26 protein-coding genes and 2 pseudogenes are annotated in these 26,538 nt (G+C 59.9%); 16 read left to right on the top strand and 12 right to left on the bottom strand.

Features of this window, described 5'->3' with window-relative positions:
* The first annotated feature begins 24 nt into the window (after positions 1-24).
* The 6 genes from pstS (at position 25) to M1B34_RS25730 (ending at position 5,276) form a co-directional block, all read left to right on the top strand.
* Entirely contained in the window at positions 25-1,056 is a 1,032-nt protein-coding gene (pstS, locus tag M1B34_RS25755) for a phosphate ABC transporter substrate-binding protein PstS (protein ID WP_123334197.1), read from the top strand.
* 71 nt (positions 1,057-1,127) lie between these two features.
* Positions 1,128-2,093 carry a phosphate ABC transporter permease subunit PstC gene (pstC, locus tag M1B34_RS25750; RefSeq protein WP_123334195.1) on the top strand — a complete coding sequence of 322 codons (966 nt, stop codon included), beginning with the start codon at positions 1,128-1,130 and terminating at the stop codon, positions 2,091-2,093.
* A complete protein-coding gene (pstA, locus tag M1B34_RS25745) occupies positions 2,093-3,004 on the top strand; it encodes a phosphate ABC transporter permease PstA (RefSeq protein ID WP_123334193.1) in 912 nt (303 codons plus the stop codon). Before pstC ends, pstA begins: the two co-directional genes overlap by 1 nt.
* A 76-nt stretch (positions 3,005-3,080) precedes the next feature.
* A complete protein-coding gene (gene pstB, locus M1B34_RS25740; RefSeq protein WP_221178428.1) occupies positions 3,081-3,842 on the top strand; it encodes a phosphate ABC transporter ATP-binding protein PstB in 762 nt (253 codons plus the stop codon).
* Between the two features lie 100 nt (positions 3,843-3,942).
* Positions 3,943-4,641 (top strand): hypothetical protein, encoded by a 699-nt coding sequence (locus M1B34_RS25735; protein ID WP_123334189.1) that lies wholly within the window; start codon positions 3,943-3,945, stop codon positions 4,639-4,641.
* Entirely contained in the window at positions 4,641-5,276 is a 636-nt protein-coding gene (locus tag M1B34_RS25730) for a hypothetical protein (protein WP_425273543.1), read from the top strand. The genes M1B34_RS25735 and M1B34_RS25730 overlap by 1 nt, the downstream gene beginning before the upstream one ends.
* 147 nt (positions 5,277-5,423) lie before the next feature.
* Here M1B34_RS25730 and gfa read toward each other — a convergent pair whose 3' ends face one another.
* The 6 genes and pseudogenes from gfa to M1B34_RS25695 form a co-directional block, all read right to left on the bottom strand.
* Positions 5,424-6,002, bottom strand: a complete 579-nt coding sequence (gfa, locus tag M1B34_RS25725; protein WP_123334185.1) for an S-(hydroxymethyl)glutathione synthase — start codon at positions 6,000-6,002, stop codon at positions 5,424-5,426.
* A 66-nt stretch (positions 6,003-6,068) separates the two neighbouring features.
* On the bottom strand, positions 6,069-7,178 hold the full coding sequence (locus M1B34_RS25720) for an S-(hydroxymethyl)glutathione dehydrogenase/class III alcohol dehydrogenase (RefSeq protein ID WP_268266600.1): 1,110 nt from the start codon (positions 7,176-7,178) through the stop codon (positions 6,069-6,071).
* Between the two features lie 564 nt (positions 7,179-7,742).
* Positions 7,743-8,144, bottom strand: coding sequence for a DoxX family protein (locus M1B34_RS25715; protein WP_123334181.1), 402 nt, complete (start codon positions 8,142-8,144; stop codon positions 7,743-7,745).
* Between the two features lie 16 nt (positions 8,145-8,160).
* Positions 8,161-8,832 carry an alpha/beta hydrolase gene (locus tag M1B34_RS25710; RefSeq protein WP_123334179.1) on the bottom strand — a complete coding sequence of 224 codons (672 nt, stop codon included), beginning with the start codon at positions 8,830-8,832 and terminating at the stop codon, positions 8,161-8,163.
* Positions 8,825-9,667, bottom strand: coding sequence for a DODA-type extradiol aromatic ring-opening family dioxygenase (locus M1B34_RS25705; RefSeq protein WP_123334177.1), 843 nt, complete (start codon positions 9,665-9,667; stop codon positions 8,825-8,827). Before M1B34_RS25705 ends, M1B34_RS25710 begins: the two co-directional genes overlap by 8 nt.
* A gap of 20 nt (positions 9,668-9,687) precedes the next feature.
* A pseudogene (locus M1B34_RS25695) lies at positions 9,688-10,315 on the bottom strand (NADPH-dependent F420 reductase).
* Between the two features lie 109 nt (positions 10,316-10,424).
* On the opposite strand from M1B34_RS25695, the gene M1B34_RS25690 reads away from it, so the two are divergent.
* Complete coding sequence (locus M1B34_RS25690) at positions 10,425-11,324, top strand: LysR family transcriptional regulator (protein ID WP_268266597.1); 900 nt, start codon at positions 10,425-10,427, stop codon at positions 11,322-11,324.
* Positions 11,325-11,470: 146 nt separating this feature from the next.
* Here the strand turns inward: M1B34_RS25690 and M1B34_RS25685 are convergent, their stop codons facing one another.
* Complete coding sequence (locus M1B34_RS25685; RefSeq protein ID WP_123334171.1) at positions 11,471-12,424, bottom strand: alpha/beta fold hydrolase; 954 nt, start codon at positions 12,422-12,424, stop codon at positions 11,471-11,473.
* Between the two features lie 252 nt (positions 12,425-12,676).
* On the opposite strand from M1B34_RS25685, the gene M1B34_RS25680 reads away from it, so the two are divergent.
* Positions 12,677-13,585: a LysR family transcriptional regulator gene (locus M1B34_RS25680; protein WP_268266596.1), complete on the top strand. Its 909-nt coding sequence runs from the start codon at positions 12,677-12,679 to the stop codon at positions 13,583-13,585.
* A 139-nt stretch (positions 13,586-13,724) separates the two neighbouring features.
* Positions 13,725-14,519, top strand: coding sequence for an SDR family NAD(P)-dependent oxidoreductase (locus M1B34_RS25675; protein WP_268266595.1), 795 nt, complete (start codon positions 13,725-13,727; stop codon positions 14,517-14,519).
* 259 nt (positions 14,520-14,778) lie between these two features.
* Here the strand turns inward: M1B34_RS25675 and M1B34_RS25670 are convergent, their stop codons facing one another.
* From M1B34_RS25670 to M1B34_RS25655, 4 genes are all read right to left on the bottom strand, one after another.
* Complete coding sequence (locus M1B34_RS25670) at positions 14,779-16,149, bottom strand: MFS transporter (RefSeq protein WP_268266594.1); 1,371 nt, start codon at positions 16,147-16,149, stop codon at positions 14,779-14,781.
* 95 nt (positions 16,150-16,244) lie between these two features.
* On the bottom strand, positions 16,245-16,859 hold the full coding sequence (locus M1B34_RS25665; RefSeq protein WP_123334163.1) for a nitroreductase family protein: 615 nt from the start codon (positions 16,857-16,859) through the stop codon (positions 16,245-16,247).
* A 71-nt stretch (positions 16,860-16,930) separates the two neighbouring features.
* Entirely contained in the window at positions 16,931-17,284 is a 354-nt protein-coding gene (locus tag M1B34_RS25660; RefSeq protein WP_123334162.1) for a putative quinol monooxygenase, read from the bottom strand.
* Between the two features lie 83 nt (positions 17,285-17,367).
* Positions 17,368-17,565 carry a tautomerase family protein gene (locus M1B34_RS25655; RefSeq protein WP_185039267.1) on the bottom strand — a complete coding sequence of 66 codons (198 nt, stop codon included), beginning with the start codon at positions 17,563-17,565 and terminating at the stop codon, positions 17,368-17,370.
* A 164-nt stretch (positions 17,566-17,729) separates the two neighbouring features.
* Here M1B34_RS25655 and M1B34_RS25650 point away from each other — a divergent pair, with 164 nt between their 5' ends.
* Positions 17,730-18,632 carry a LysR family transcriptional regulator gene (locus tag M1B34_RS25650; protein WP_268266593.1) on the top strand — a complete coding sequence of 301 codons (903 nt, stop codon included), beginning with the start codon at positions 17,730-17,732 and terminating at the stop codon, positions 18,630-18,632.
* A 42-nt stretch (positions 18,633-18,674) separates the two neighbouring features.
* Here M1B34_RS25650 and M1B34_RS25645 read toward each other — a convergent pair whose 3' ends face one another.
* On the bottom strand, positions 18,675-19,574 hold the full coding sequence (locus M1B34_RS25645; RefSeq protein ID WP_268266592.1) for a LysR family transcriptional regulator: 900 nt from the start codon (positions 19,572-19,574) through the stop codon (positions 18,675-18,677).
* Positions 19,575-19,721: 147 nt separating this feature from the next.
* Between M1B34_RS25645 and salA the strand changes: the two genes are divergently transcribed.
* The 6 genes and pseudogenes from salA to M1B34_RS25615 all read left to right on the top strand — a co-directional run bounded on the left by salA (position 19,722) and on the right by M1B34_RS25615 (position 26,461).
* Complete coding sequence (salA, locus tag M1B34_RS25640) at positions 19,722-21,005, top strand: salicylate 1-monooxygenase (RefSeq protein WP_268266591.1); 1,284 nt, start codon at positions 19,722-19,724, stop codon at positions 21,003-21,005.
* Positions 21,006-21,084: 79 nt separating this feature from the next.
* A complete protein-coding gene (catA, locus tag M1B34_RS25635; RefSeq protein ID WP_268266590.1) occupies positions 21,085-22,023 on the top strand; it encodes a catechol 1,2-dioxygenase in 939 nt (312 codons plus the stop codon).
* 42 nt (positions 22,024-22,065) lie between these two features.
* A pseudogene (locus M1B34_RS25630) lies at positions 22,066-23,215 on the top strand (NAD(P)-dependent alcohol dehydrogenase).
* 28 nt (positions 23,216-23,243) lie between these two features.
* Positions 23,244-24,695, top strand: a complete 1,452-nt coding sequence (locus M1B34_RS25625) for an aldehyde dehydrogenase (RefSeq protein ID WP_268266589.1) — start codon at positions 23,244-23,246, stop codon at positions 24,693-24,695.
* Positions 24,696-24,895: 200 nt separating this feature from the next.
* Complete coding sequence (locus tag M1B34_RS25620) at positions 24,896-25,741, top strand: SphA family protein (RefSeq protein WP_268262399.1); 846 nt, start codon at positions 24,896-24,898, stop codon at positions 25,739-25,741.
* 165 nt (positions 25,742-25,906) lie between these two features.
* The gene (locus tag M1B34_RS25615) at positions 25,907-26,461 is read left to right on the top strand and encodes a cytochrome b (protein ID WP_123334144.1); all 555 of its coding nucleotides are present in this window, start codon (positions 25,907-25,909) and stop codon (positions 26,459-26,461) included.
* Positions 26,462-26,538 lie beyond the last annotated feature (77 nt).

Below are 26,538 nucleotides of genomic sequence, written 5' to 3'. Positions count from 1 at the left end.
CCGTCACCACAAGGAGTTCTTTTAATGAAATGTTTGATGAAGTCTGTTGCGCTCGCTATCACGGTCTCTCTTTGTGCCACCTCGGGGGCCTTTGCCGCTGAGAGCGTACGCCTGACTGGTTCCGGTGCCAGCTTCCCGGCCCCGATCTACCTCACCTGGTTCAAGGATTTCAGCAAGAAAACCGAAGGTGTCACTGTGGATTACCAATCCAAGGGCAGTGGCGCGGGTGTACAGGACTTCCTGAATAAAACCGTCGACTTCGCCGCCAGTGACTCGGCAATGAAAGACGAAGACATCGCCAAGGTCGCCGAAGGCGTGCAGTTGCTGCCAATGACCGCCGGTGAAATCGTGCTGGCCTATAACCTGCCGGGCAACCCCAAGGGCCTCAAGCTGCCACGCGACGTCTATTCCAACATCTTCCTGGGCAAGATCACGCGCTGGAACGACCCCCAGATCGTTGCGGCCAACCCGGACCTGAAACTGTCCGACACGCCGATCACCGTTGTCGTGCGTGCTGATTCCAGCGGCACCACCGCGGTATTCACCAAGCACTTGGCGGCCATCAATCCAGACTTCAAACAAGCGCTGGGTGAAGGCAACACCGTCAACTGGCCGGCCAGCGACAAATTCATCAAATCGCCGAAGAACGATGGCGTGACCGCCACCGTCCGCCAGACTCCGGGCGCGATTGGCTACATCGAATACGGCTTCGCCAAGCTGGCCAAGGTTGACTTCGCCCAGTTGCAGAACAAGGCCGGCCAGTACGTAGTGCCGAACGCTGAAAGCGGTGCCGAGGCCCTGGCCGCAGTGAAGATGCCGGAAAGCCTGGTGGCCTGGCTGCCGGACCCGGACGGTGCCAAGTCCTACCCGATCACGTCCTACACCTGGATGATCTTCCGCAAGCAGAACGAGAACCCGGCCAAAGCCAAGGCCATGCGTGAAATGGTCGAGTACAGCCTGACCGAGGGGCAGAAAATCGCCGACTCGATGGGCTATATCCCCCTGCCGCAATCGGTCATCGACCAGGTTCGCAAAGCGTCCGCCAACATCCAGTAATGCTCGTGAGGCCTCTCTCGGCGGCTGTCAGGCCTGCCGGGAGAGTTTCCCCCTTGTTCCGGAATTAGCCAATGAACAAACCTTTCGTCGTACCGGTTAACCCGGACTCTGCCTGCCAACCGCCGTCTGCGAAAGACTTCATGGTGGATCGCACCTTCCGTGCGCTCTCTCGCATCGGCGTGGTGCTCGTTCTGGCGCTGGTCTTCGCGCTGGTCTTCGAGGTGGGGCGCAAGGCGCTGCCTGGCATGGAAAAGCATGGCCTGGACGTCATCTTCGGCACCGTCTGGGACGTGAATCAGGGCAAGTACGGCATTCTGCCGGCCATTTGGGGCACGCTCTACAGCGCCTTGATCGCCCTGGTGATCGCGGGCTTTTTTGGCGTCAGCATGGCGATTTTCCTGACTCAGGATTTTCTGCCCGCCAAGCTTGCCGCCGTTTTTCGCACCATCGTCGAATTGCTCGCCGCCATCCCCAGCGTGGTCTACGGCCTGTGGGGGATCTATGTGGTGATCCCGGCGATTCGGCCACTGACCGCCTGGTTGAACACTGAGCTGGGCTGGATACCTTTTTTCAGCACGTCCTTGAGCGGGCCGGGCTTGCTGCCGGCGGCGCTGGTACTGGCGATCATGATTCTGCCGACCATTGCCGCTGTGTCCCAGGACGCCCTCACCGGCGTGCCGATGAAAACCAAACAGGCCGCCTATGGCATGGGCACCACCCACTGGGAAGCGATTCTCAAGGTGATGGTGCCATCCGCCGCCACCGGCATCTTCGGTTCCCTGGTCCTGGGCCTGGGCCGTGCGCTGGGTGAAACCATGGCGTTGGCCATGCTGGTGGGCAACGCGAACAACATTTCCCTGTCTCTGTTTGCACCGGCCAATACGCTGGCGGCCCTGCTGGCGCTGAACTTCCCCGAGGCCGGGCCGAACGAGATCGAGGTGTTGATGTACGCCGCCCTGGTGCTGATGTTGATCACGCTGATCGTCAACATCTTCGGCTCCATGATCATGATGTATGCCCAACGGGGTAATAAGTGATGACTGACCTCACTGTTGCAACAGACCTGACGTCGCCGGCCGGCGCGATGCCCAGCCTGCAACGCAAGTTCGAAGGCCGCGCCCTGCGCAGCCTGGTGTTGACCACCCTGGTCTGGGGTGGGGCGCTGCTGGCCAGCGTGCCGCTGATTTCCGTGCTCTACATGCTGATCATGCGCGGTGGGGCTCGCTTGAGCCTTGAGGTGTTCACCGAGCTGCCACCCACCGGTTTCGAAACCGGCGGTGGCTTCGGCAACGCGATGGCCGGCACTTTTGTCATGGTCGGTATCGCGGCGGCCATCGCGGTTCCGGTCGGCATCATGGCGGCCATCTTCCTGGCTGAGCTGGGGCCCGACAGCAAACTGGCCAATGCCGCACGCTTTGCCGCCAAGATGCTCACGGGGCTGCCGTCGATTCTGGCCGGGGTTTTTGCCTATGCCCTGGTGGTGATGACCACCGGTACCTACTCGGCACCTGCGGGTGGCGTGGCCCTGGCGGTGCTGATGCTGCCGATCGTCGTGCTCACGGCGGAAGAGTCGATGCGCATGGTGCCCAAAATCATGAAGGACGCCGCCTACGGCATGGGCTGCACCCGCTCCCAGGTTATCTGGAAAATCGTCTTGCCCACCGGCCTGCCGGCGATCCTGACGGGCGTCATGCTGGCCGTGGCACGCGCCGCAGGCGAAACCGCGCCCTTGTTGTTTACCGCGTTGTTCAGCAACTACTGGATCTACCACGACGGCGGCCTGGCCGTCATGAATCCCACGGCCTCGCTGGCGGTGCTGATTTACAACTTCTCCGGCATGCCTTTCGACAACCAGCTCGAGCTCGCATGGGCGGCCTCGTTGGTGCTGGTGATGATTGTGCTGGTCGTGAATGTTGTCAGCCGTATTTTCGGCAAGCCCAAGTATTGAGATCGGGAGCACCTGAATTTTGAACGTATCCACTGCACAACTCGCCGCTCCGTCAGTCACCCAGGCACCTGTGGTCATGGACTGTAAGCTGGACAAGATTTTTTACGGCAACTTCATGGCGGTCCGTGACAGCCATGTGCCGATCGAAAAAAACAAGATCACCGGTTTTATCGGTCCTTCCGGCTGCGGCAAAAGTACCGTGCTGCGTAGCCTCAACCGCATGAACGACCTGGTCAAAGGTTTCCGTTTTGAAGGCCACGTGCACTTCCTCGGGCAGGACGTCTACGGCAAGGGCGTTGACCCGGTGGTCGTGCGCCGTTACATCGGCATGGTCTTCCAGCAACCGAACCCGTTCTCGATGAGCATTTTCGACAACGTCGCCTTCGGCCTGCGCCTCAACCGCTACAAGGGCGACCTGGGTGATCGGGTCAAGCACGCCTTGCAGGGCGCGGCCCTTTGGGATGAGGTCAAGGACAAGCTCAAGGTCAGCGGCCTGTCCCTGTCCGGTGGTCAGCAGCAACGCTTGTGTATCGCCCGCGCCATCGCCACCGAGCCGGAAGTGCTGTTGCTGGATGAGCCCTGCTCGGCGCTCGATCCGATCGCCACGCGCCGGGTCGAGGAGTTGATGGTCGAGTTGAAGAAGGACTACACCATCGCCCTGGTGACCCACAACATGCAGCAGGCCATACGCGTGGCCGACACCACGGCGTTTTTCTCGGTGGACATTTCCCAGGGCACGCGCACCGGCTACCTGGTGGAGATGGGCCCGACGACCCAGATTTTTGACAACCCGCGGGAACAAATGACCGAGGACTACATCAGCGGCAAGTTCAGCTAAGCCACAACCTCCGGTCAAGGCCGGATGCCCCCAGAGGCCCTTGGGCTTGGGCGGGCATCCGGCTATTTACCTTCTTATCTGCCGTTTCCCAGGAATGCCAATGTCTGCAACGCGTCGTCTTGATCTGCCAGCGATTGAACGTGCACTGCGTGAAGTGCAGAGGCGCTTTGCCGCCCTCAGCCGGGACTTTACCGAGCCGCGAGATCCCTTGACTGATGAAGTGCTGAGCAATGTGGTTGAAGGCTATGCGCTGATTGACGAGTATGTCGCCCGGGGTGTCGACCTGTTTAATCTTCAGCAACTGAACCTGATGCTGGAGATCAATGCCACCGTGCTCTGCGGTCGCGACCCGGCGCGCCGACTGGAGTATGCCCAGCACCTGAAGGCGACCGAGGAACACTTCTTCAACAACGTTGAAGGCGGCATCAAGGACTTGTTCAATTGGTACTGCGCCTACCGCAGCGAGTCGGTCTGGAAGCGTGCGGCGGGCGTCTATGTACGGATTCTCAGCAAGCCGCAATTGTTCATTGAAGGCAACAACCGCAGTGGCTCGCTGATCGTCAGCTATTTGCTGATGCGCGCCGGTTTGCCTCCGTTTGTACTGACGCTGGAGAACGCCGAGGGCTACTTCAACCCATCATCCGTCATCCGCAATTCAGCCAAGCATGGCGTCAAGGCGTTGTACGAATTTCCCAAAATCAAGAAAAAATATGCCGCTTTTCTGGAAGAACAGGCCCCCGATCCCATGAAGTTTTTTCTCCAAGACCAGCCCTTGCCTCTCTACAAGGGAGGTCATTGATGAGCGGGTTTCCAACGCTTGAAAAATGCCGGGTTGCCGGTAGTCGAATCTGGCAAGTCATGCAATGCGCTCTCCCGATGCTCGCCTTCAGGCGCCCGCGCATACGGATTTCCTTCGATATCGATGACACGCTGGCCTGCCAACTCGACCACTGCGCAGTGGAGCCCAGCAGGCTGCCGGCCTGGATTCATCGTTGGCTGGGAGAGCCATTGCGCATCGGAACACGCTCCCTGACCCGCGAGCTACGTCGCCAGGGCTGCAGTATCTGGGTCTACACCTCGTCCGGTCGCACGCCGTCCTACATCCGGCGTTGGCTGATGCTCTACGGCATCCACGTCGACGGTGTGGTCAACAGTGTTCGGCACAACCAGGCCTTGACCGCCCGTGGGCTGTCGAACGCCCCCTCGAAATTTCCCCCAGCCTTCGACATCGACTTGCATGTCGATGATTCCGAAGGCGTGCAGATTGAAGGTCATGACCACGGTTTCCGCGTGGTTGTGGTGAATCCGCAAGATGAACTGTGGGCGCAGAAAGTCCTGGAGGCCGTGGCTAAAGTCCAGGCGCAGCTTGATTGGCAGCAGACCTTCAGGCACAAGAAGGCAACGGCACAGCGGCCCGAAGTTTTTTCTTCCTGAGGCCGCAGTGCCCGGCACAGCGCTGGGTCAACCCCGAGTGTTTTCGGGGCAGTTAGATCAGCGCCTCAGCACCTGCGGCGGTGGTGTATGCCCGGTGCTGAGCCCGGCGTAATCGGCAAGTTTGCCGAAACGTCGGGTTCTCAAGGGTTATTTCGATCGGGCAATGCCGTTTAGCGTTGCGACCTGAGTCGCCAGCACATCCATCAAGTCCGGTGACAGGCAGTCATAAGGTTCCAGGCCGATCGAGCGCAAGCGTGTGCGGATCTTTTGCATCTCTTCGGGCGGCGTCCCCGTTTCGATAATCGAAGACACAAATGCCGCGAACCCGGGAGCCGACCATCCGGCCTGGGGTGAGAGTTCAGTGTGCACAAAGTCCAGACCGTAGAACGCGTGATCCTTGTTTTCGATACGCCCGTACAAATGTGCATGGCACTCGGTGCAAGCATGGCGCTGAATGACCGCGTTCTTGTCCACAATGGCGAGTTTTTCCGCGTGTGCGGTGACGCTGACTTTTTCCCGTGGGACGACCGCGATCACTGCGAATGTCGCACCTGCCGGTTTCCAGCATTTGCTACAGCCACAGGCGTGGTTGTGCAGCGTCTGGGCGTCAACCTTGACCTCGACCTTATTGGCTGTGCACAGGCACTGCAGTGTTCCGCCGGTAAAGTTCGAGGCAGCAGGGGATAGACCGTTATCCAGTGTTGGATGAAGTGTTATGTCGCTCACTGTGAATCTCCAGATCGTTAGGGAACCAGGGGGGACGCCAGGTGCCGTGGGCCCCTGGCCCACACTTCAGTACTTGATGACAGTACGGATCGACTTGCCTTCATGCATCAGGTCGAACGCTTCATTGATGCGTTCCAATGGCATGGTGTGTGTCACAAACGGCGCCAGTTCAATCTCGCCCTGCATCGCGTCCTCCACCATTTTTGGCAGTTGGGTGCGGCCTTTGACGCCGCCGAAGGCAGAGCCTTTCCAGGTGCGGCCGGTCACCAGTTGGAAGGGGCGGGTGGAGATTTCCTGGCCCGCGCCGGCGACGCCGATGACGATCGACTGGCCCCAGCCACGGTGGGCGCTTTCCAGTGCGGCGCGCATGACGTGCACGTTGCCGATGCACTCGAACGAATGGTCAACGCCCCAACCGGTGGCCTCGATGATGACCTGCTGAATCGGCTTTTCGTGGTCTTTTGGGTTGATGCAATCCGTGGCGCCAAACGACTTGGCCAGTTCAAATTTGCCTGGGTTGGTGTCCACGGCAATGATGCGTCCGGCCTTGGCCTGGCGCGCACCCTGAATCACCGCCAGGCCGATACCACCCAGCCCGAACACTGCGACGGTGTCCCCGGGTTGCACCTTGGCGGTGTTATGCACTGCGCCAATCCCTGTGGTTACGCCGCAGCCGAGCAGGCACACGTGCTCATGGTTGGCTTGAGGGTTGATTTTCGCGACCGAGACTTCAGCGACAACCGTGTACTCGCTGAACGTGGAGCAGCCCATGTAGTGGTACAGAGGCTGGCCGTTGTAGGAGAAACGAGTGGTGCCATCCGGCATCACGCCCTTGCCCTGCGTCTCACGCACCGCGACGCATAGGTTGGTCTTGCCGGATTTGCAAAACACGCATTCACCGCATTCGGCGGTGTAGAGGGGAATGACGTGGTCACCCGGTTTCAGGCTGGTCACGCCTTCACCGACTTCAACCACCACGCCGGCACCTTCGTGGCCCAACACCACCGGGAACAGGCCCTCGGGGTCATCACCGGACAATGTGAAGGCGTCGGTATGGCAGACGCCGGTGTCAGTGATTTTGATCAGCACTTCGCCAGCGCGGGGTGGCGCCACATCGATCTCGACGATTTGAAGTGGTTTGCCGGCTTCAAAGGCAACGGCAGCACGAGATTTCATAAGGTCTTTCTCCAGGTGAGGATGCTTGCTTGACCGAGGCGGACGCGTGAATCGAGATGGTTTGAAGGGGAGGCTCAAGGGCTGTACGCACCCACAAACCCCGTCATCGATCAATGAGCGCCATGCCTCGAGCGTGTCTATTGAATTCGAGAGTTCTTCCCTGAAATGGCTGTCAAGAACGCCGCCATCAAGCCATTCGCTGCACCGCTTGGGCCGCGATTGGCTGCAACACGGGCTCGCACTCTGTTCCCTGCCCAAGCGCCGCCCAAAGCGCATCAAGCTTAGGCGCACACTCGGCAAACAAACACGCCCGTTTTGTTTGAGGACTCCGGTCGATTTGTTTCTAATCGGCCGGCGATGGCAAAAGGGCTGTGAGCCGATGCCGCGATCAGCCCTTGAGCGTCTGGTTTTCCAGGACGTCTTTAAGGGCCGTGTTGAGGTGTTGAATCCTTGTTTCGTTTCGCTTCAGAAAATGGCTGTTGCCTGTTTTGTACCCGTCGACCAATGCAACGGCCGATGCACGGGTGTTCCCCAGGCGTCGGCCGTGTTTGTGGCGGCAGTGACTTACGCTTTGCTGGACGACTTTGCCGCAAAGGCACCGTCACCCAGCAAGGCTACGACCAGTGCTGTTACGGACAGGTAGATAGGGTATTCCCAGCCGCCATTGGCGTTGGTGAAGCTCCAGCCATTGCCGAAGTGGACGGTCGCGGCGACGAACAGCTGAACCACGGCCAGCGCGGCGACCCAACGTGCATAGATGCCCAGCACCAGCATCAAGCCGCCGATGACCTCAAAGGCCATGACCGGGTAGGCCAGGAAGCCAGGAAAGCCGATGGATTCAAAAAAGCCTGCCGTGCCTGCCGGGGTGAATACGAATACCTTGGTCAGGCCGTGGGCAATGAACATGATGCCCAGTGCCAGGCGCATCACAAAAGCAGCGTAGGGAGCGGTACGAGCGTCAATCATGGTGGGGTTCCTTTGTTTATGGGGTTAGAGACAGCGTTTGGGTCAGCCATTGAGAAAGGTCGGTCAGTTCTTCACCAATAATCTCGTGGGCCATGTTGTAGAAATGGGTTTCGTGGGCCACGCCGATTCGGTCCAGCCAGGCGTCGGCTTCTTTCGCCCAATCCACAGGCAGGACGCCGTCCTGGTGCCCATGGGCGATGAAGGCTTGAAGCGATTCAAGGCGCTCGGTTGAGGCGATTTTCGGGGCAATCTCGCGCAGCATGCGGCCGCTAAGAATGGCAAAGCCGGCGACCAGTTCAGGCTCGGTGAGGGCCAGGCTCGCGCTCATGATGCCGCCCTGGCTGAAGCCGGCGATGACAGTCGGAAGCTCAGGCAGTGCCTTGATGAAGTTCTGCAAAAGTTGCCGACTGGACTCTGCCTGTTCCTTGTTGAACGACGGGCCGTTGCTGGTGAAGTTCACCTGGTACCAGGCGAAACCTTGTGGGCCGACCTGCAACGGAGCACGCAGCAGGATCACTTCCAGTTCCTCTGGCAGCGATTCGGCCAGGGCCCCGAGGTTGGCTTCATTCGAGCCGACGCCGTGTAGCAGCAGCAGGCGGCCCTTGGGGGCAGAGGTGCTGCAGCCTTTGCGGAAAAAGAGGCCCGATTGCGGCTCGCGGGCCGCTTCAGAAAAAGTCGTATCACGCATGGTCGGTAATGCCTTGACTGAGTTGAATGGATTTCGATCCATCACGGTTGTTCGAGGAAAACAGGTAGCTGTCCATCGCCAGCACCCCGTAGGTCACGCCGCCTTCCAGCACTCGGGTTTCATAGTCTTCACCGGCCGCGCCCAAGGCGATGAGTAGCGGCAGGAAATGCTCATCGGTTGGATGGGCTCGCTCGGCTGAGGGGGCGTGCGCCTTGTAATCCAGCAGTTGATCGGTATGGCCCGCCTGCAAGGTCCGGGCGGTCCAGGCCGCGAACTCCTTCACGTACCCGGCACCCTCACGGGTCGCTCCCCGAAACTCGTACAAGTTATGGGTCAGGCTGCCAGACGCGACGATCAGTACATTCATGTCCCGCAGGGGCTTGAGCGCTTGTCCCAGTTTCCAGGCTTGGTGTGTGTCGAGCCTGGCGGGCATCGAGACCTGAACGATCGGGATGTCTGCCTCGGGCGCCAGGTACAGCAGGGGCACCCAGGCGCCGTGATCCAGGCCGCGATGGGGGTCGAGCCGGGACTTCCAGCCCGCGCTTTGCAGCAGGTCCACAATGTGGGCGGCCAGTGCTGGAGCACCCGGTGCCGGGTAGTTCAACTGGTAGAGCGCATCGGGAAACCCACCAAAATCGTGAATGGTTTCAGGGGCGGTGCTCGCCGTGACGTTGACTTCACCACGGGTCATCCAGTGCGGCGAGAGGATGACGATGGCGTCGGGTCGCGGCAGTTCGCGACCGAGCTCGGCCAGCCGTTGACCAGCCAGACCGGGCTCGATGGCAAACATTGGAGCACCATGAGACACAAACAGCAGGGGAAACGAAGTGTTCATGGTGAAGCGCTCCGAAGTGATTACTTGTTAAGCCAGGCAGGGGCGATGGACGTGCCCAGGCCGGCGCCATAGCCGAGGTAGATGTTCAGGCCTGCCAGCGGCTCCAGGTAACGGGCGTTGATCAGGCCGCCGGCGTTCACCGTGTTCCAACCCAGGCTCTGTGCCAGGGCTGTTGCGGTCTGCTTGGCGCGCTCACTGTCACTGGCGACGAACACGCTGCCACGCTGGTCATCCGAGAAGGTCGCCGTCGGCGAGCACTTGAGCGAACAGGGTATTGAATGCCTTGACCACGTGGGCTTGAGGCACGGCTTTGGCGATTTCCTCGCTGGCGCTGGTCACGTGACCGATGGTCAGCGACATGTAGTCGGCGCTCAGTGGGTTGGTAATGTCGATGACCACTTTGCCGGTCAGGTCACCCAGGCTTTGCAGGGCTGCGGCGGCGTCTGTGTAGGCCGTGGCCAGGACCACGACATCGCTGTCACCCAGGGCTTCAGCGGCCGGAAAGGCGCTGACATTTGCAAACTGGGCGGCCAGCACGTGGGCCTTTTCAATGTCACGGCCAGTGATGCGAACGCTGTGCCCGGCACTGGACAACTGTTTGGCGAACGCCGAGCCCATGTTACCGGTACCGATTACGGTGATTTTCATAACGACCTCATTTGCGTTGGTTTGCGTTTCGATGGGCTCAGTTTATAGGTTGTGAATTTGAGATAAATAAGCTCAAATATGATTAATAGTTCCACTAATCGAGATAATAATGGACAGAGCGCTGGAGATGCAGGTCTTCTGCACGGTGGTCGACAAGGGCACCTTCGTGGGGGCAGCCGAGCCTCTGGAGATGTCCAAGGCAGCGATCTCGCGTTATGTGAGCAGCCTTGAAGAGCGGCTCGGGGTGAGGCTGCTGCATCGCACCACGCGCAGCCTGTCATTGACGGAGGAGGGACGGCAGTTTTATCACCAGGCTCGGGAGGTCCTGGCGTTGATGGATCAGGCAGAAGAGGCCGTTTCATCGTCAGCGCCTGAGCCCAGCGGCGTACTGCGGGTGAATGCGCCGGTGAGTTTTGGCGTGCTGCATCTGGCGCCGTTGTGGGCCGACTTCATGAGGGCCTACCCCAACGTCGAATTGGACATCAGTTTGAACGACCGCCTGGTGGATCTGGTGGAGGAGGGCTTTGATGCCGCGGTGCGCATTGCGCGCATGGAAAACTCTTCTCTGGTGGGACGCCGCCTGGCGGGTACGCGCATGTGCCTGTGCGCCTCGCCCGAGTACCTGGCCAGCCATCCTCCGCTGCGCGTCCTGACCGACTTGAGCGAGCACGGCGTGATTGCCTACACCCACTTCGCCAGCGGCAATGAGTGGCAGTTCGAGGGCCCTGACGGCAGTGAAAGCGTGCGCACACGCTCGACCGTGCGCTGCAACAATGGCGATACCTGCCGCAGTATTGCCCTGTCGGGTGGCGGCATCGCCCTGCAACCCAGCTTCATGGTGGGGCAGGACTTGCGGGACGGCACCTTGGTGGAGGTCTTGCCTGAGTACCGATCCGTCGAGTTGGGCATCTACGTGGTTTATCCCAGTCGCAAGCACTTGGCGAGCAAGGTTCGGGCGCTGATCAATTTCCTGGCTGAGCGGTTTAGCCACCCCCAGTGGGAGCGGTAGAGGCGGTGTGGCGCAAAAAAAATCCCGGCTGACAAAGGGGAGCCTTCAGCCGGGCAAATGGAGCGTCGCATTCTGGGCGTACAAGGCGTTGTCGCGGACTTATCGGGCGAGCGCGCTGCTTGTAGAGAGAGGGGGTGGGGCTTGAGTCAAGGGGTGTCCAGGAAGGCTTGCAGATCGGCAGCGAATTTTTCCGGATTCTTGAATGCCAGAAAGTGGTCGCCTTGTTCGGCTTTGCTGTACACATGCAGCACCGCGTCATCGATGACCGAGCTCATCCATCGCTGACTGTCCAGCCAGTCGCTGTATTCCCCTGTGAAAATCGCCGTTGGAACATCAATCTTGAATTGAATGACGTCTCGCCAATCGTTGGTGGCGTGATCGAAAAGTACGAGCCCTGTGAACGCCATGTCGTCGCTCACAACCGCCTGCGCCAGGCTTATGACGTTGTGAAAGTAGGGTGAGTCCAGGGCCATGGCCCGCTCGACCACTCGGCTTCCCGAAATCAATTGGTTGGTGGGCGTCATGTTGACGTAGGACGCGATCATGCGTTCAGGCGAGGTGGTGAAAGCCCCTGCTTCCAGTCGCTGCTGTTCTGTCCAGTCGGCGTGGCAATAGATCGAGGGGGCCTGGTCGATGATACTCAGCGTCCGAATGCCTTGTGTGCCGAACAGGTCGATGTAGGCCCACATCACGGAGGCGCCCATTGACCAGCCGCAGTAGTCGGCCTCGGTCAGGCCCAGGTGCTCTGCAAACTCTTTCACATCCATGGCATAGCGTGAAATCCGGTTGCCGAGCACGGTCCTTTCGGAGAGGCCCTGGTTGCGAACGTCCAGCACGTACACGTGGTAATGCTTGCTCAGGATATGCATGACGTGGAAATACATCGCGCCGTTTGCAGACCAGCCCGGGATGAAGACCAGGGGCCTGCCCGAACCGGCTTCCCAGTACCCCAGGTTGACCTGGTCGCTGGTGACGAAGCTGCTGAGTGTCAGGCCTTCGAAGTCCGAAACGCGGAACGCCTGGCCCATGATTTCATGGGGAAAGTAAACGTCTTCGCCGAGCAGGGCGCAGAGCGATTGTTTTTTCAGCGGGTATTCCACAGTCCAATTCCATGCAGTTAAAAAAAGGCGCTAGGCAATCAAGTCAAGTCTTGAGCCTTATTGAGGCCTGGCCTCAGCGCGCCGAATACACCAATCACTACCTCGAAATGCCGAGTCGTTAACCTGCGGTTGATGACTTCACTCAGGCTTCCGCACTTGGCACCACGATTGTGCTGCGAGCGGACAATAGAGCTTGGACAGTCGTCAGATAAATACCCAGAATGCGTGAACATTCGAAACGGATCATTGGTAATGGATCGTCTGAGTAGCATGGCGGCGTTTGTCAAAGCCGTGGAGATGGGGTCGTTCAGTGCCGCGGGCAATGCGCTGCAAATGTCGGCGCAATTGATTGGCAAGCACGTTCATCATTTGGAGCAGCACCTGGGCGTGCGTTTGTTAAACCGCACCACCCGGCGCCAGAGTCTCACGGACTTCGGGCGCGAATTTTATGAACGCTGCAAATTCATCCTGGCGGAAGTGGAAACGGCTGAAAATATGGCGGCCGAAACACAGGCCTCGCCCAGCGGTAAGCTGAGGATCAATGCGCCCGTGAGTTTCGGTATGCAGTCGCTTGCGCCCAGGCTGCCTGAGTTCATGCAGGCCAACCCGTTGGTCAGCGTCGAACTGACCTTGGCCAACCGTGCCGTCGATCTGATAGACGAAGGCTTTGATGTGGTGTTCAGGGTTGGACAGCTTTCGGACAGCGGCCTGGTTGCAAGGCCGTTGGCGCCCTACAGGCTCATTCTGTGTGCAGCGCCGTCCTACTTGAAAGGCAAGCCCGCGATTGAAACACCGTGGGACCTTCAGGCCCATGAATGCCTGGGGTTTTCACACACAGAGCTGCGCACCCATTGGACGTTTGACGGGCCTGAAGGCAAGGTCATTGTTCCGGTGGGCAGCCGGTTGATGGCTGATCACGGCGAACCACTTCTGTGCGCCGCGCTGGCCGGATTGGGCATATTGCTGCAACCCGTGGAGCTTGTGCGCAAGTCGCTGCAGCAAGGTGAACTGGTCGCGTTGCTGCCCGACTACCCGCCGCCCAGTCGGCCCTTGCATGTGCTCTTCGCACCTGATCGCAGGTTGACACCTAAAGTCCGTCGCTTTCTCGACTTTGCGACGCAGACCTTTGGCGTGGATGCGGTGGTGCCGGAGGCCTTTTGAAACAGGCTGTTGTAAATCACCATCCGCAATGGATATTTATCACCGTGCGATCAGTCAATAGAGTGTCCCCTTGGTTTTCTACGTCGCTGTAGGGGCTACTGAAGGGCAGACATGCCCGCTCATTCTTGACGGAGTAACGATGAATATCCAACTGAACACGAAACGTGCCTTAGTGACCGCATCCACCGGTGGTATCGGTTTTGCGGTGGCCAAAGGGCTCGCGCAAGCCGGCGCAGCCGTCGTCATCAACGGTAGGAGTCAACATTCTGTAAACGATGCGGTGGCTCGTCTGATGGCTGCGGTGCCTGAAGCCGTTGTTACGGGTGTCGCTGCGGACCTGAGCACCTCGGAAGGGGTCGAGGCGCTGCTGGCTGGCCTCAGTGGTATCGACATCCTGGTGAACAATGCGGGCATCTATGGGTCCCAGGATTTCTTTGAAGCGGACGATGAGGTCTGGAACAACTACTGGCAAACCAACGTGATGTCAGGTGTGCGTTTAAGCCGAGCCTTGCTGCCAGCAATGGTTGAGAGTGGTTGGGGGCGCGTGGTGTTTGTCGCGTCTGAATCGGCACGCAACATCCCTGCGGACATGATCCATTACGGCGTGTCGAAAACAGCGCAATTGGCCTTGGCGCGTGGTTTAGCCAAGCGCGTCGCGGGAAGTGGCGTAACCGTGAATAGTGTACTCCCCGGACCGACGCTGTCCGATGGCGTTGCTGAAATGCTGAGCGCAGAAGTGGAGCGCACCGGAGAATCACTCGAGTCGGTGGCCTCAGCATTCGTCATGCAGCATCGACCCAGTTCGATCATCCAGCGCGCTTCCACGGTCGAAGAAGTCGCGAACATGATCGTTTACGTTTGCTCGACGCAGGCATCCGCCACCACCGGGGCGGCGCTCCGGGTAGATGGCGGGGTGGTCGACGATATCGTCTGAGTGACACCTGCCGAAAGGGGTGCGCGATGACTGATGTTCTAGCCGTTGTTATCGCGTAGTCAGCCGTCAAACGTTCGCGAAGAACCCGATGAGAAATCTTTCTTCATCGGGTTTCTTTTTGACGACTGGAAGTGCGTGATCTTCAGGGTTTTCTCATGATGTTGAATGCGTTGGTTGCCGTTATCGCTGCATCTGTTGGAGTCGTACGGCTGATGAGGTGATAGATAGCCAATACTCACGCTTCAGCGCCAGCTGATTGTTACTGTGGCGCCGGCACCCGGGTTTGGCGGGAAACGTACAGGTTCACGCCGATGCAGATGAGCAAAGTCAACGCCGAGAACAGCATGGCCTTCGACATCCCGTAGGAGAACGATGCCTCGTCAGAGTGGGCGATCAGGGTGCCGAAAACGGCAACACCGATCACGCCGCCCAGTTGCCTGGCAGAGGCCATCAAGCCCGAGGCGATACCTGCATCGTGCTGGGTGACGGACGAGAGCATCGAGTTGGTAATGGACGGGACAGACATCGCGCTGCCAATACCCACGAGCATGAGCGCGCCGTTGAGCTGCCACAGCGAGGTGTGTGGAGTGGTTTGCGACAGGGCGATGAACCCGATGATCTGAACCGTGAAACCTGTCGTGATGATACGCGTGGCGCTGAACCGCTTGGCGAACCTTGCCGAGAGCATGGTTGAGAGTGTCAGCACCGCCGTCAGCGGGATAAACGACAAGCCGGTCTCGAACGCGTCGTAGTGCAGGAATGTTTGAAAGTAAATGCTGAACACGAAGACCGTTCCATAAAAGGTCAGGTTGATCGCCGCGCCTGCCAGCGCCATGCTCCCCAGCACTTTGTTGGTCGCCAGGCGAGTGGGCAGCATCGGATGTTTTACCCGACGCTCAATCACCCTAAAGGCCAGCGCACAGATGACAGCGATTGCCATGGCTGCCAGTGTTTCACCGACCCAACCCTTGGCACTGGATTCGGTCAAGCCATAGGTCAGCGAGGCCAGGCAAATGGCAATACTGATTTGTCCGGGAATATCGACCTGCTTATCAACCCGAGGGGGCGCGGGGGCGTAACGCAGGATCAGCCCGATGGCCAGCAGGCCGATCGGAATGTTAAGCAGGAATACGCTGCGCCAGCCGAAATACTCGATCATCAGGCCGCCGATGACGGGCCCGGCAGCCAGTGCGATACCGCCGCAGGCGCCCCAAAGCGCCACGGCTGAACGACGGGCGCTGGGGTCATGAAATGACACGCGGATCAGGGTCAGTGAGGTCGGTATAAGCAACGCCGCGCCGATGCCCTGTACCACACGCAGAGTGATCAGCTGGGTCATGCTGTCGGCGAGGCCACAGCCCACGGAGGCCAGGGTGAAGACAGCGAAGCCCGCTGCGAAGACCGATTTTGCCCCCCACTTGTCGCCCCAGGCGCCGCCAAGGATCAGCAAGGCAGAAAAGGGCAGGGCGTAGCTGTTGATGACCCATTGCAAGCCTGTGAGGTCGCTACCGAACGCGCTCTTGAGGGCACCCAGGCCGACGTTCACTACGCTGACATCCAGTTGAACGACCAGAAACCCCAGGCAGACAGCGATCAGGATGGCGCGTAACGAAGAGGATGAGTTGGACATAACGGTGGTCTTTCAATGCCCTTGGTAGGTCATGGTTGTGAAGCGAGCAGCCGCCACTGACGAAGCCAGGCTTCGCCAGCGTTCGTGCCATGGGGTTATACGAACAGCAGCACGTCGTTGACGGCTTTACGGGGCTTTTGCGGCCAGTTGGCCGAGCCTGGATAGCCAACGGTGACCAACATGACCGGAATTTCCACGTCCGAGAGCGCAAACTCTTTGGCCACGGCCGCCTGATCGAAGCCGATCATGGGGGTGGAAACCAAGCCCTGGCCCTTGGCTGCCAGCATCAAGGTCATGGCGGCGAGTGAGCCTGAGCGGATCGCTTCGTCGCGTTGCAACTGCGGGTTTTCCTGGTACATGCCTTGAGCCGCGCCCACCCACATGTCGTAGATCGCCTGGTCAATGATGCCGGCATCGAGTGTCGGTTTCAGGGTCGCCGGCAGTGTTTCATGGGGCTTGAGGGTGCCACAGACAATAAAGGTCACGGCTGCATCCATGATCTTCTGTTGGCCGAAAGCCAATGGCAGCAAGCGTGCCTTGGCGTCGGTGCTGCGCACGGCCAGGAACTTCCAGTTCTGAAGGTTGAAGGCAGAGGGGGCGTGTGTTGCCAGATCGATCAGCTCGGCGATTTGTTGATCGCTCAGTTGGCGTTCAGTGTCGTAGCTGTTGGCGGAAATTCGGGACTTAATAACTTCAGCAATACCGGACATGGTGATCTCTGTGCGGGAAGGGAAAAGGGCGCAGCCCTGATGGTGCCGTCAAGCCTGCGCCGTCATGGGGCTTAGCGGCTGAAACCGTCGAAGGGGGTCATGTACACCGCGCCAAACGGGTCCAGGCGTTTACGGACTTCTGCGTCCGGTGTGCCGTAGACCACCAGGCTGGTGACGGTGCACAGCTCGAGGAAGCGCTTGCCGAACGGTGCAAAGGTGGTGTCGACGTGACTGACGACGGCATCGGCGTTATAGCGCTCAAGAATGTGAACCGTGCTCTGGTCTTCGTTGACGCTGTATTCGTAAACCAGGGTGCCTGGCTCGGCGCGGGTCGCGGCCACGATGGTGGCGATCAGCGCCTTGAACTCGGCGAACTCGGCGGGTTTTACCGCGAGGGAGAACAGGCAGGAAATATGGGGATGCATGGGTCGTTCTTCCGTCAGGGGCCTCTTGAAAGCCTGTTGAGGATGCACCGCTGACCAAGCCGATGCAGTCAGTGCTGATGGGGTCAGGATTTCTCGGGCGCTTCCCCGAACAGTTTTCCTGCGCCAGCCCAGTCCGACGCCGCCACGTCTTCAAAAATGACGTAGACATAGCTGGCATCGGTGCCGGTGTGCTTGACGATGCTGTCGGTGATGTCGGCGGCGACAGCGGCTTTCTGTGCGTGTTCTTTACCTTCGAACCAGCTCACTCGTACTACGGGCATGTGGGTGTCCTCTTGGGGCTTTGATCTGGAGAGAGGTGCACGATGTGCGGTCACGATCTGCACCGTTGTCTTTCTGGAATTCATCCTACTGTTGAGTGATCTGGCGATAAACCGCCTGAAACTATAATCTGGGTAGACTTAAAATCTACAATTGGCGAGTGGGCATGGTTCCTATCGATTCTTTCCAGGGCGTTATCACGTTCGTCGTAGCCGCGCGCTCGACCAGCTTCACCCAGGCGGCCGAGCGCCTGGGCCTGTCAAAATCCGCAGTGGGCAAAGCCATTGCGCGTCTCGAGGAACGCCTGGGTACGCAGTTGTTTCATCGAACCACTCGGCGGATTTCCCTGACGGCCGATGGCGAGGCCTATTTCGTGGCGTGCTCGACAGCCCTTGAAGAAATTGGTGCCGCCGAGAGCGGGCTGGGCCCTGGCGGCGGTGAGCCTTCCGGGCGCCTGCGAGTCGACATCCCAGTGGCCTTCGGGCGTCGGGTCGTGGCTCCGTTACTGTTTGAGATCGCCAACAAGTACCCGGCCTTGCACCTGAACCTGACGTTTTCCGACCACCTGGTGGACCCCATCGAGGAGGGGATCGATTTGTTGGTGCGCTTTGGCGAATTGCAAGACACCAGCGGCCTGGTGGCGCGCCGGCTGGCCCGGCAACGTTGGGCCATTTGTGCCGCCCCGGATTACCTGGCGCGCCATGGGGTGCCACAGACCCTGGAGGACCTCAGCCATCACCGTTGCATTGTCGGCCATCGACGCGGCCAACCCTTGTCGTGGCGAGTCGCCCAGGCGGGGCAAACCGTACGCTACGCGCCACCGTCGACCCATCAGATTGGTGACGGGGAAGCGATGATTCTCGCCGCCGTCGCCGGCACCGGTTTATGCCAGATGCCGCGCAGCCTGTTCCGGGACGATATTGAAGCGGGCAGGCTGGTGGAGGTGCTGCAAGCCTATGAGCCGGAGGCTGTCGATGTGCACGCGGTCTGGCCAAAGGTCTCCCATCTGCGGCCGAAGGTGCGCTACGTGGTCGATGAACTGGTCAAGCTCTGCAAGCATTGGCAGTGACCCGGTTGGATCAGCGCCGCGATATCGTCAGCCTTGATCCGCTCAATCGCTGAACAGATCAAACATCAGTTGCCGGAACCATTTGTTGGCCGGGTCCCGGTTGTATTTACCGTGCCAGAACAGATTGATGGCGATCTCGGGGAGCGGTAACGGCAACGGCAGGCTGGTCAATCCAAAAGGGCCGACGCAACTGTTGGCGAAACGCTCGGGCACTGTGGCGATCAGGTCGGTGTTCTGCAGGATATGCCCGACCGCAACAAAGTGTGGGACCTCCAGCCGAATGTCTCGTTGCAGACCGGCCCGCTGCATGTGCGTATCGATCTCCCCATGGCCTGTGCTGGCGGCGACGATCCTCACATGGCCGAACTCGCAAAAGCCCTCCCGTGTCATGGGCTGTTTGGTGAGCGGGTGATCCTTGCGGCACAAGCACACATAGCGATGGTGGAACAGGCGTCTCTGATAGAACCCCGCTTGCAGATCCGGCAGCAATCCAACGGCCAAGTCCACCTCGCCATTGGCCAGGTTATCGGACAGCTCGGCATTGCTGCGCCGTGTGCTGACCGATATCCCAGGTGCCTGTTTGAGCAAGGCGTCGATCAACCGTGGCACAAAGTAAATCTCCCCGATGTCGGTCATCGCCACGACAAAGCGCTTCTGGCTGGTGGCCGGATCGAACGCGTCATGACGATTGATCGCACCGTGCAGCAGGTTGATCGCCTGAGAAATCGGCTCGGCCAGTTGAGCGGCATAGGACGTTGGCTGCATCCCATGATTGGTGCGCACAAACAACTCGTCGTTAAACGTGGTGCGCAGACGCTTGAGCGCGTTGCTCACGGCCGGCTGGGTCAGCCCCAGGCTTTCGGCCGTAGTTGAAACGCTTCGATCCATAAGCAGTTGGTGGAAGATCACCAACAGATTCAGATCCAGTTCTCGCAGGTTCATCTCGACTTCACTCGGCTGGGGGCAGTTTCTTAGGGCTGAATGAGTATTCAGGCTGGTGATAGTTTGTATGGGGTTTAGGGCATTTATCAATGCTTTGTGAATAGTCATGATCGGGCCATTCCAAAAACAACACACAAGGTTTTCTCCATGAGTAGCCCTCATTCTGTCTTGCAAGTGGGCATTGTCGGCGGCGGTATCGCTGGCGTCGCCCTGGCACTGGATCTGTGCCGTCATCAGCATCTGGACGTGAAATTATTTGAAGCCGCGCCAGCCTTTGGCGAGGTCGGTGCGGGCGTGTCCTTTGGGGCGAACGCCGTCCGGGCCATCGAGGGGCTGGGGATCGGCAAGCCCTACGAGCGCATCGCGGACCGCACCCCGCAACCCTGGCAAGACATCTGGTTTGAATGGCGCCGGGGCGTCGATGCCGGTTACCTCGGGGCCAGTGTCGCCCAGGGCGTCGGCCAGTCTTCCGTCCACCGCGCCGATTTTCTCGACGCCCTGGCCACGCAACTTCCGGAGGGTATCGCCTGCTTCGACAAGCGTGCAGTCAGCGTCCACGAGGAACAGGACAGGGTCAGCGTTCAGTTCACCGATGGCTCCGATTATCAGTGCGACCTGCTGATCGCCGCCGACGGCATCAAATCCTCGATTCGTGACTATGTGCTTCAGGGCATCGGCCAGCCTTTGGTCGCGCCTCGATTCAGTGGCACCTGTGCCTATCGAGGCATGATCGACAGTGAGCAATTACGTGCCGCCTATCGCGCTGCAGGTGTGGATGAACACCTGATCAACGTCCCGCAAATGTACCTGGGGCTCGACGCCCACATCCTCACTTTTCCGGTCAAGCAGGGCCGATTGATCAACGTGGTCGCCTTTGTGTCTGATCGCACCGATCCCAACCCGGTATGGCCGCAAGACACGCCATGGGTCAAGAGCACCAGCCAGGCCCAGATGCTGGACGCTTTCGCGCATTGGGGGGATGCGGTTCGCGTGCTGCTCGAATGCATTCCCGCGCCCACCCTCTGGGCACTTCACGAGTTGGACGAGCTGGCAGGCTATACCCACGGCCGTGTCGGGCTGATCGGTGATGCTGCCCACGCAATGCTCCCTCACCAAGGTGCCGGGGCGGGGCAGGGCCTGGAAGATGCCTGGCTGCTTGCACGCCTTCTGGGGGACCCGCGGGTGCTTCAGGGTGATGCGCAAAACGTGTTGGAGGTGTACGACGCTATCCGCCGCCCCCGCGCTTGCCGTGTTCAGCGAACCTCCTGGGAAGCCGGCGAGCTCTATGAGTTCCGAGATCGCCAGGTCGAAGATCATGAGCCCCTTCTGTCGAGCACCCTGGCCAGTCGTTTCGACTGGCTGTGGGACCACGATCTGCACTCGGACCTGGCCGAGGCTCGCACCCGGCTCGGGTGGTCAGAGACGGTCTGACTGCATTCCAGCAATGCGCCAGTCCCCATTCCCAGCGGCTGGCGCGCTACACCCACAATAAAAAACAGGTGAAACCTCAATGGCTGTCAGCATTTCCCATACCGCCCCAATGCTTGAGTTTTTCCAGGACGCAGCAGGGCTGAAGAACACGGCGGGTAACCCGCGCAACAAACAAATCGTATTCCGTATTCTGCAAGAGACCGCCAGGCTCATTGAAGAACTGGAGATCAGTGACGGTGAGTTCTGGGCCGGTGTCGAATACATCAACCGCCTCGGCAAAAGCAACGAGGCCGGGTTGCTGGCGGCAGGCTTGGGCGTGGAGCACTTTCTCGATCTGCTCAACGATGCCAAGGAGGCCGAAGCAGGGCGTACCGGGGGCACGCCGCGGACGATTGAAGGGCCGTTGTATGTAGCGGGTGCCCCCCTCAGCCAGGGTTATGCCCGGATGGATGATGGCGCCGAAGACGAGGTCGCCACTGCATTTTTTGTCCAGGGGCAGATCCTCAACCTGCAAGGCCAGCCGATTGCCGGGGCCCTGGTGGACTTGTGGCAAGCGGACAGTAAGGGCAATTACTCCCACTTCGATAAAAGCCAATCCGAATTCAATCTGCGCCGGCGCATCGTGACCGACGCCGACGGCCGTTACCGGGTCAGGAGCATCGTCCCCTCGGGCTACGGTTGTGACCCCCAGGGCCCGACCCAGGAGTGCCTGAATCACCTGGGCCGGCATGGCCAGCGCCCGGCGCATATCCACTTCTTCGTGTCCGCCCCGGGGTACGAGCATTTGACCACCCAGATCAACCTGTCCAACGACCAGTACCTCTGGGATGACTTCGCCTACGCCACTCGCGAGGGATTGATCGGCGAGGTGCAGTTCATCGATGACCAGGCCTTGGCCGCGGCCCATCAGGTGCCTGGGCGTTTTGCGCAAATGACCTTTGATTTCCAGCTGCGTCCGGCAGCCAACCCTGAAGCGCAACAGCGCAGCAATCGTCCGCGTGCCTTGCAAACCGCGTAAGTCGAAGCAGCACCCCCCGAAACTATTCAAGAGGATAAACACATGTCCCAAAGCACCCTTGCCCCTATCGAAGTCAAAGTCGCCGTATTGCGTGAAGCCGGTGGCAGGCTCCAGCTCGAGCGTGCAGAGCTGGCGGTTCCGCGCGCCGATGAAGTCCGTGTGCGCATCGTCGCGACGGGGGTTTGCCACACCGATATGGTGGTGCGTGACCAGCTGTTTCCCACGCCACTGCCGATCGTCCTGGGTCATGAAGGCGCTGGGGTTGTCGAGTCGGTGGGCGCTGCGGTCACCACCATCGCCCCTGGCGATCACGTGGTCATGACCTACATGTCCTGCGGCTTGTGCCTACCTTGTGAAACCGGGCATCCGGCGCATTGCTCCCATATGCACCCGCTGAACTTCGGCGGTGGGCGCCTCGATGGCAGCACCTCGACCTGCAGCTGCGACAACGCGGCGCCGATACATGACCACTTCTTCGGCCAGTCGTCTTTTTTCGACCTATGTCATCGCCAGCGAGCGCAGCGTGGTGAAAGTGTCGAAAAAGGCCCCGCTCGAATTGCTCGGCCCGCTGGGATGCGGCATTCAGACGGGCGCGGGTTCGGTACTCAAGGCGTTGCAGGTGGAGGCGGGCGCCAGTTTCGCGGCGTTCGGTGCCGGCGCGGTAGGCCTGGCGGCGGTGATGGCGGCCAAAGTGGCCGGGGCTACCACCATTATCGCCGTCGACGTGACGCCGAGCCGCTTGAGCCTGGCGCTTGAAGTGGGCGCTACCCACGTGATCAACAGCCGGGAAGAGGACCCTGTGCAGCGCATTCGTGAGATCACCGGCGGTGGCGTGAACTACAGCCTGGAATGCTCCGGGCGTGCCGAAGTGTTGCGCCAGGCCATCGACGCGCTCACGACCCTGGGGACCTGCGGGATTGTCGGGGCAACCAAGATGGGCACCGAGGTGGCGTTCAACATCAACGACGTGATGATTCCCGGCAAGCGAATCATGGGCATTGTCCAGGGCGACGTGGTGGCCAACGCTTTCATTCCCACCCTAGTCGACCTGCACCTGCAAGGCCGCTTCCCGTTTGACAAGCTGTGCCGGTTCTACGCCTTTGACCAAGTCAACGAAGCAATGGCCGACAGCGAAAGCGGCCTCACGATCAAACCGATTCTGCGCATGCCGGCAGCGGCCGACCTGGCGTGATTTTTCAGGCTCATCAAAGGACCCCAAGATGAATGTTCAGCTCGTAATCGACAATATCCCGCAAGCGGCTTCGGACGGTAAAACCTACCAGCGTATCGACCCGGTCAGCGGCAAGGTGGTCACCACCGGCGCCGCTTGCAGCGTTGAAGATGCCCTGCGTGTCGCGGCCTCTTCGCAGCAAGCGTTCAAGACCTGGTCGAAGGTCGGCCCGACCGAACGCCGCCGCCTGCTACTGGCCGCCGCCGATGCACTGGAAGGCAAAATGGAGCTGCTGTGCAGTGTCATGGCCGAAGAAATCGGCGCGTCGCAGCTGTGGTCGCAGTTCAATGTGGGGGCGTCGGCCAACCTGCTGCGTGAAGCCGCGGCGCTCACCACTCAGATCAAGGGCGAGACCCTGGCCACCGACAAGCCCGGCACCTTATCGGTCACCCTGCGTCAGCCTGCCGGTACGGTCCTGAGCATCGCGCCGTGGAATGGCCCGGTGATCCTCGGCACCCGGGCCATTGCCTACCCCTTGGCGTGTGGCAACACCGTGATTTTCAAAGGCTCGGAGAACAGCCCGCGCACCCACGAACTGCTCGCGCAGGCCTTTTACGAGGCCGGTTTTCCGCCTGGCGTGGTGAACTTCATCATCTCTGCTCCCGAAGATGCCGGTGCCGTGACGGAAGCGCTGATTGCCCACGACACCGTGCGCCGGGTGAACTTCACCGGCTCGACCAAAGTGGGCCGGATGATTGCTCAGACCAGTGCGAAGTACCTCAAGCGCTGCCTGCTGGAGCTGGGCGGCAAGGCGCCGTTTATCGTGCTCGAAGACGCCGACCTGGAGGGCGCGGTCAATGCGGCGATTTTTGGGGCGTTTCTGTATCAGGGGCAAATCTGCATGTCGACCGAGCGGTTTGTGGTCGATGACGCCGTGGCAGACGAATTCGTTGCGAAGTTTGCAGCGCGTATCCGCGGCCTGGAGCAGGGTAGCCCGGTGAGCAACCCGGGCAGTGTGGTCGGCCCGATGATTTCCCAAGGCTCGGTACAACGCATCAACCAGTTGCTCGACGATGCCATTGGCAAGGGCGCGACGATTGTGGCCGGCGGGCTGGCCGAGCAGGCGCAAATGGCGCCGACCCTGGTGGATCGAGTGTCATCGGCAATGGAAATCTACGATGAGGAAACCTTCGGCCCGGTGACCACGGTGGTGCGCGTCAAAGGCGCGGAGCAAGCGCTGGACGTGGCTAACGACACGGCGTTCGGACTGTCCTCGGCGATCTTCAGCCGCAATGTCAGCCTGGCCCTGGACCTGGCCGGCCGCCTGGATGCCGGTTGTGTGCACATCAACGGCGCCACCGTGCAAAACGAGCCTCAGGCGCCTTACGGCGGCATGAAGAACAGTGGCTATGGCCGGTTCGATGGCAGCGCCGTGATCGATGAGTTCACCGAAGTGAAGTGGGTCACGGTCGAGCCTTCCGACCAGCCTTACCCGTTCTGACACCAGGGCACTAAAGCCGGCTCTGCGGAGCCGGTTCCCGATATTTAACGCTGTATCACGGCACTCCGGGTGTCGCGCCCGGTGCTGCCTGCGAATTCTCAATGCACCCATGGTTGCCACAATGAATAATAAAAAAAACCGTTGCCGCTGTAAATGCCCTGCGAAATATTTCCGGTCTGACCGCCGGCTGCGCGCTGGCGATGTTTCTGCCCGCTGTCCACGCCACCGAGGGCGGTGGGTCGTCGTACCCCATGGGGGCGGAAAACTTCATGACCGGCGCCATGCCGCCGCCCGGTTTTTATGCGCAAGTGTTTGCGCAAAGCTATCGCGCCGACCGTCTTCTCGATAATCAGGGCAAACGGGCGGTCGATGACTTTCACCTGAGCGCCGATGTGATTGCTCCCCGGTTGATCTGGGTGACCGAACAAAAAATCCTCGACGGCGCGCTGGCGTTTCATCTCAACGTGCCGCTGGTGGATTTGCGGGTGGAGGTCAACGACCAGCATCAGAAGAAAACCGGCCTGGGGGACATTATCTTTGGCCCGTCACTGGGCTATCACTACAGCGACAAATTCCACGCCATCTACGCGCTGGACATCTTCGCCCCCACCGGACGATACGATCGGGGCGACTTGGCCAACATCGGCCGCAATTATTGGGCGTTTGAACCGGTGGCGGCGTTTTCATATGTTGATCCGGCGGGGGTGAATGCCGATATCAAGATCATGTATGACTTCAACCTGCGCAATAACGCCACCGACTACCGTTCTGGCCAGGAGCTGCATGCCGATTATTCCCTGGGCTGGGGCTTGGGCAATGGTTGGGTGGTCGGGGTCGGCGGCTACGTTTACCGCCAGACCACCGATGATCGTCAAGACGGTGACCGCGTGGAGGACAACAAGGGGCGTGCAGTTGCCATCGGCCCTTCGATCAAGTACGCCAGCGATTCCGGCTGGTTCGTGACCGCAAAATGGCAGAAAGAGAGCGAGGTGCGGAATCGTCCCGAAGGGGAGGCCTACTGGGTCAAGCTGACCATTCCCCTTTAACGATAAGTCGCGCGCAGCGCCCGGTGCTGTAGGCAAAACAGTAGAAGTTTTCTCTACACAGCAGCGATTTTTGCGGCGTTTATCCTTGCTGAAAAGCCCTATAGCATCCCGCTGCGCGCGTATCTCGTGGAACGCATCAGGTATTTCGAACGTAGGGATGAAACGATGACGGTAGCAAAAACCGACGGCTATACCGGCACTGCCAAGTGGTTGCATTGGGGCATGGCCTTGATTTGGATAGGCAGTTGGTGCGTGGGCATTCTGGCCAGCCATTGGCGTGAGGAACTGAACCCACATCATGAGCTGACGTTTCTGCACAAGGCGGCAGCCAGTACCTTGCTGTTTCTGATTGTGCTGCGGGTGTTCTGGCGGCTGATAAAGCGTCCACCCGCCTTGCCGGCCAGCATGAGCCCACTGATGAAGCGCGGGGCAGCGCTGGGGCATGTGCTGCTGTATGCGCTGGCGCTGATGGCGTTGCCGCTGTCGGGCTGGTACTGGAGTTCGGTGGCCGATAAACCCATTCTGGTCGCCGGCCTGTTTGTTTTACCGCCATTGGTGGTGCCCAATCCCGACCTCTATGATCTTGCCAAGCTGGTGCATACCTGGACTGCATGGTTTTGCGGCGCTTTGGTGGGCGGCCATGCGCTGGTGGCGCTCAAACACCACGTTGTCGATAAGGACGACATCCTCAAGGGCATGCTGCCCGCACTGAAGCGCTGAGTGCCGGTCGTTCGCCACGTCGTCTGCATGACCGCCACCGCCCTCAGAGTTTTTACCCTGCCGTTTCAGGCTGCGCT

The organism is Pseudomonas morbosilactucae, assembly GCF_023241715.1.
GTDB lineage: Bacteria > Pseudomonadota > Gammaproteobacteria > Pseudomonadales > Pseudomonadaceae > Aquipseudomonas > Aquipseudomonas morbosilactucae.
This window is presented reverse-complemented; position numbering and strand designations above follow the sequence as displayed.